This is a genomic window from Pseudomonas sp. WS 5071 (assembly GCF_012985765.1).
Classification (GTDB): Bacteria; Pseudomonadota; Gammaproteobacteria; order Pseudomonadales; family Pseudomonadaceae; genus Aquipseudomonas; species Aquipseudomonas lundensis_A.
The window spans coordinates 1-5,538 of the sequence record NZ_JAAQWY010000061.1 but is presented as its reverse complement, the minus strand read 5'-3'; the positions used below and the strand labels follow the sequence as shown (position 1 = coordinate 5,538).

Here is a 5,538-nt window from a genome sequence, read left to right as displayed (position 1 = left end):
ATGACCTACTCTCACATGGGGAAACCCCACACTACCATCGGCGATGCATCGTTTCACTGCTGAGTTCGGGATGGGATCAGGTGGTTCCAATGCTCTATGGTCGTCAAGAAATTCGGTAGCCAGGTCGTTTACCTTACGGTTAACGCTCCAGCGAATGGGTATGTAATAGTTTGGTGTTTTGTGAGGTGCAAACTTTCGGTTTGTATCGTCTTCACACACCGCAATCTGGTCTTTCGATCAAATTGCTTGGGTGTTATATGGTCAAGCCTCACGGGCAATTAGTATTGGTTAGCTCAACGCCTCACAGCGCTTACACACCCAACCTATCAACGTCGTAGTCTTCGACGGCCCTTTAGGGAACTCAAGGTTCCAGTGAGATCTCATCTTGAGGCAAGTTTCCCGCTTAGATGCTTTCAGCGGTTATCTTTCCCGAACATAGCTACCCGGCAATGCCACTGGCGTGACAACCGGAACACCAGAGGTTCGTCCACTCCGGTCCTCTCGTACTAGGAGCAGCCCCTCTCAAATCTCAAACGTCCACGGCAGATAGGGACCGAACTGTCTCACGACGTTCTAAACCCAGCTCGCGTACCACTTTAAATGGCGAACAGCCATACCCTTGGGACCGGCTTCAGCCCCAGGATGTGATGAGCCGACATCGAGGTGCCAAACACCGCCGTCGATATGAACTCTTGGGCGGTATCAGCCTGTTATCCCCGGAGTACCTTTTATCCGTTGAGCGATGGCCCTTCCATACAGAACCACCGGATCACTAAGACCTACTTTCGTACCTGCTCGACGTGTCTGTCTCGCAGTCAAGCGCGCTTTTGCCTTTATACTCTACGACCGATTTCCGACCGGTCTGAGCGCACCTTCGTACTCCTCCGTTACTCTTTAGGAGGAGACCGCCCCAGTCAAACTACCCACCATACACTGTCCTCGATCCGGATAACGGACCTGAGTTAGAACCTCAAAGTTGCCAGGGTGGTATTTCAAGGATGGCTCCACGCAGACTGGCGTCCACGCTTCAAAGCCTCCCACCTATCCTACACAAGCAAATTCAAAGTCCAGTGCAAAGCTATAGTAAAGGTTCACGGGGTCTTTCCGTCTAGCCGCGGATACACTGCATCTTCACAGCGATTTCAATTTCACTGAGTCTCGGGTGGAGACAGCGCCGCCATCGTTACGCCATTCGTGCAGGTCGGAACTTACCCGACAAGGAATTTCGCTACCTTAGGACCGTTATAGTTACGGCCGCCGTTTACCGGGGCTTCGATCAAGAGCTTCGCGTTAGCTAACCCCATCAATTAACCTTCCGGCACCGGGCAGGCGTCACACCCTATACGTCCACTTTCGTGTTTGCAGAGTGCTGTGTTTTTAATAAACAGTCGCAGCGGCCTGGTATCTTCGACCGGCGTGGGCTTACGCAGTAAATGCTTCACCCTCACCGGCGCACCTTCTCCCGAAGTTACGGTGCCATTTTGCCTAGTTCCTTCACCCGAGTTCTCTCAAGCGCCTTGGTATTCTCTACCCAACCACCTGTGTCGGTTTGGGGTACGGTTCCTGGTTACCTGAAGCTTAGAAGCTTTTCTTGGAAGCATGGCATCAACCACTTCGTGTTCTAAAAGAACACTCGTCATCAGCTCTCGGCCTTAGAATCCCGGATTTACCTAAGATTCCAGCCTACCACCTTAAACTTGGACAACCAACGCCAAGCTGGCCTAGCCTTCTCCGTCCCTCCATCGCAATAACCAGAAGTACAGGAATATTAACCTGTTTTCCATCGACTACGCTTTTCAGCCTCGCCTTAGGGACCGACTAACCCTGCGTCGATTAACGTTGCGCAGGAAACCTTGGTCTTTCGGCGTGGGTGTTTTTCACACCCATTATCGTTACTCATGTCAGCATTCGCACTTCTGATACCTCCAGCAAGCTTCTCAACTCACCTTCACAGGCTTACAGAACGCTCCTCTACCGCATCACTTACGTGATACCCGTAGCTTCGGTGTATGGTTTGAGCCCCGTTAAATCTTCCGCGCAGGCCGACTCGACTAGTGAGCTATTACGCTTTCTTTAAAGGGTGGCTGCTTCTAAGCCAACCTCCTAGCTGTCTAAGCCTTCCCACATCGTTTCCCACTTAACCATAACTTTGGGACCTTAGCTGACGGTCTGGGTTGTTTCCCTTTTCACGACGGACGTTAGCACCCGCCGTGTGTCTCCCATGCTCGGCACTTGTAGGTATTCGGAGTTTGCATCGGTTTGGTAAGTCGGGATGACCCCCTAGCCGAAACAGTGCTCTACCCCCTACAGTGATACATGAGGCGCTACCTAAATAGCTTTCGAGGAGAACCAGCTATCTCCGAGCTTGATTAGCCTTTCACTCCGATCCACAGGTCATCCGCTAACTTTTCAACGGTAGTCGGTTCGGTCCTCCAGTTAGTGTTACCCAACCTTCAACCTGCCCATGGATAGATCGCCCGGTTTCGGGTCTATTCCCAGCGACTAGACGCCCTATTAAGACTCGCTTTCGCTACGCCTCCCCTATTCGGTTAAGCTTGCCACTGAAAATAAGTCGCTGACCCATTATACAAAAGGTACGCAGTCACCCAACAAAGTGGGCTCCCACTGCTTGTACGCATACGGTTTCAGGATCTATTTCACTCCCCTCTCCGGGGTTCTTTTCGCCTTTCCCTCACGGTACTAGTTCACTATCGGTCAGTCAGTAGTATTTAGCCTTGGAGGATGGTCCCCCCATATTCAGACAAAGTTTCTCGTGCTCCGTCCTACTCGATTTCACTGCAAAGATGTTTTCGCGTACAGGGCTATCACCCACTATGGCCGCACTTTCCAGAGCGTTCCGCTAACATCAATACAGCTTAAGGGCTGGTCCCCGTTCGCTCGCCACTACTAAGGGAATCTCGGTTGATTTCTTTTCCTCAGGGTACTTAGATGTTTCAGTTCCCCTGGTTCGCTTCTTGTACCTATGTATTCAGTACAAGATAACCATCTTATGATGGTTGGGTTCCCCCATTCAGACATCTCCGGATCAAAGTCTGTTTGCCGACTCCCCGAAGCTTTTCGCAGGCTACCACGTCTTTCATCGCCTCTGACTGCCAAGGCATCCACCGTATGCGCTTCTTCACTTGACCATATAACCCCAAGCAATCTGGTTATACTATGAAGACGACATTCGCCGAAAACTTGCAATTACTCACAAATTTTACCTTAGCCTGAATAAACACCAGTGAAAGTGTCATTCAGTCTATCTTTCTATTACATACCCAAATTTTTAAAGAACGATCTAATCAAAAGATCAGAAATCAACATTCACCATCGTGCTGATGGAATGCTCATTTCTAAGCTTTACGATACAGAAGCAAGTTTATGGTGGAGCCAAGCGGGATCGAACCGCTGACCTCCTGCGTGCAAGGCAGGCGCTCTCCCAGCTGAGCTATGGCCCCATACAAAATTGGTGGGTCTGGGCAGATTCGAACTGCCGACCTCACCCTTATCAGGGGTGCGCTCTAACCAACTGAGCTACAGACCCAATTTCGAGCTTGTAACTGTTAGCGTGAGCTATCAGCTTGGAGCTTAAAGCTGCTTCTATCGTCTTCTTCAATGAATCAAGCAATTCGTGTGGGAACTTATGGAGCAGCTGATGTCGTCGATTAAGGAGGTGATCCAGCCGCAGGTTCCCCTACGGCTACCTTGTTACGACTTCACCCCAGTCATGAATCACACCGTGGTAACCGTCCTCCCGAGGGTTAGACTAGCTACTTCTGGTGCAACCCACTCCCATGGTGTGACGGGCGGTGTGTACAAGGCCCGGGAACGTATTCACCGTGACATTCTGATTCACGATTACTAGCGATTCCGACTTCACGCAGTCGAGTTGCAGACTGCGATCCGGACTACGATCGGTTTTATGGGATTAGCTCCACCTCGCGGCTTGGCAACCCTTTGTACCGACCATTGTAGCACGTGTGTAGCCCAGGCCGTAAGGGCCATGATGACTTGACGTCATCCCCACCTTCCTCCGGTTTGTCACCGGCAGTCTCCTTAGAGTGCCCACCATTACGTGCTGGTAACTAAGGACAAGGGTTGCGCTCGTTACGGGACTTAACCCAACATCTCACGACACGAGCTGACGACAGCCATGCAGCACCTGTCTCAATGTTCCCGAAGGCACCAATCCATCTCTGGAAAGTTCATTGGATGTCAAGGCCTGGTAAGGTTCTTCGCGTTGCTTCGAATTAAACCACATGCTCCACCGCTTGTGCGGGCCCCCGTCAATTCATTTGAGTTTTAACCTTGCGGCCGTACTCCCCAGGCGGTCAACTTAATGCGTTAGCTGCGCCACTAAGAACTCAAGGTTCCCAACGGCTAGTTGACATCGTTTACGGCGTGGACTACCAGGGTATCTAATCCTGTTTGCTCCCCACGCTTTCGCACCTCAGTGTCAGTATCAGTCCAGGTAGTCGCCTTCGCCACTGGTGTTCCTTCCTATATCTACGCATTTCACCGCTACACAGGAAATTCCACTACCCTCTACCATACTCTAGCTTGCCAGTTTTGGATGCAGTTCCCAGGTTGAGCCCGGGGATTTCACATTCAACTTAACAAACCACCTACGCGCGCTTTACGCCCAGTAATTCCGATTAACGCTTGCACCCTCTGTATTACCGCGGCTGCTGGCACAGAGTTAGCCGGTGCTTATTCTGTCGGTAACGTCAAGACACTAACGTATTAGGTTAATGCCCTTCCTCCCAACTTAAAGTGCTTTACAATCCGAAGACCTTCTTCACACACGCGGCATGGCTGGATCAGGCTTCCGCCCATTGTCCAATATTCCCCACTGCTGCCTCCCGTAGGAGTCTGGACCGTGTCTCAGTTCCAGTGTGACTGATCATCCTCTCAGACCAGTTACGGATCGTAGCCTTGGTGAGCCATTACCTCACCAACTAGCTAATCCGACCTAGGCTCATCTGATAGCGCAAGGCCCGAAGGTCCCCTGCTTTCTCCCGTAGGACGTATGCGGTATTAGCGTCCGTTTCCGAACGTTATCCCCCACTACCAGGCAGATTCCTAGGTATTACTCACCCGTCCGCCGCTCTCAAGAGGTGCAAGCACCTCTCTACCGCTCGACTTGCATGTGTTAGGCCTGCCGCCAGCGTTCAATCTGAGCCATGATCAAACTCTTCAGTTCAAACATCTTTGGGTTTTGAGAAAACCCTAAACTTGGCTCAGCAATCGTTGGTTACATCTTTGATTTCTCGCGGAGTAACTTGTGATGCTGATAATCTTTTTGACTATCAGTCTGACTCCACAAGCACCCACACGAATTGCTTGATTCAGTTGTTAAAGAGCGGTTGGTTAAGCTTTCGCTCAACCGAGGCGCGCATTCTACAGCAGCCCCTGTTGCTGTCAAGCGGTTATTTTAAGATGTTTTCAAAGTTTCCTCTGTAACATCAACCACTTGCGCTTTCGATCTCTCGTCAGCGGGAGGCGAATTCTACAGCGTTACACGCTGCTGTCAAC

At 50.9% G+C, this 5,538-nt stretch carries 2 tRNA genes and 3 rRNA genes; all 5 read right to left on the bottom strand.

What is annotated here, in order from left to right:
• Nucleotides 1-108: ribosomal RNA gene (gene rrf, locus HBN61_RS22030) — 5S ribosomal RNA — on the bottom strand; the annotation flags it as partial.
• 149 nt (nucleotides 109-257) lie between these two features.
• Nucleotides 258-3,149: ribosomal RNA gene (locus HBN61_RS22025) — 23S ribosomal RNA — on the bottom strand.
• 236 nt (nucleotides 3,150-3,385) lie between these two features.
• Nucleotides 3,386-3,461: transfer RNA gene (locus HBN61_RS22020), tRNA-Ala, on the bottom strand.
• Between the two features lie 9 nt (nucleotides 3,462-3,470).
• Nucleotides 3,471-3,547, bottom strand: a tRNA-Ile gene (locus HBN61_RS22015).
• A gap of 122 nt (nucleotides 3,548-3,669) precedes the next feature.
• Nucleotides 3,670-5,206 (bottom strand): 16S ribosomal RNA (locus tag HBN61_RS22010).
• Between the last annotated feature and the right edge of the window lie 332 nt (nucleotides 5,207-5,538).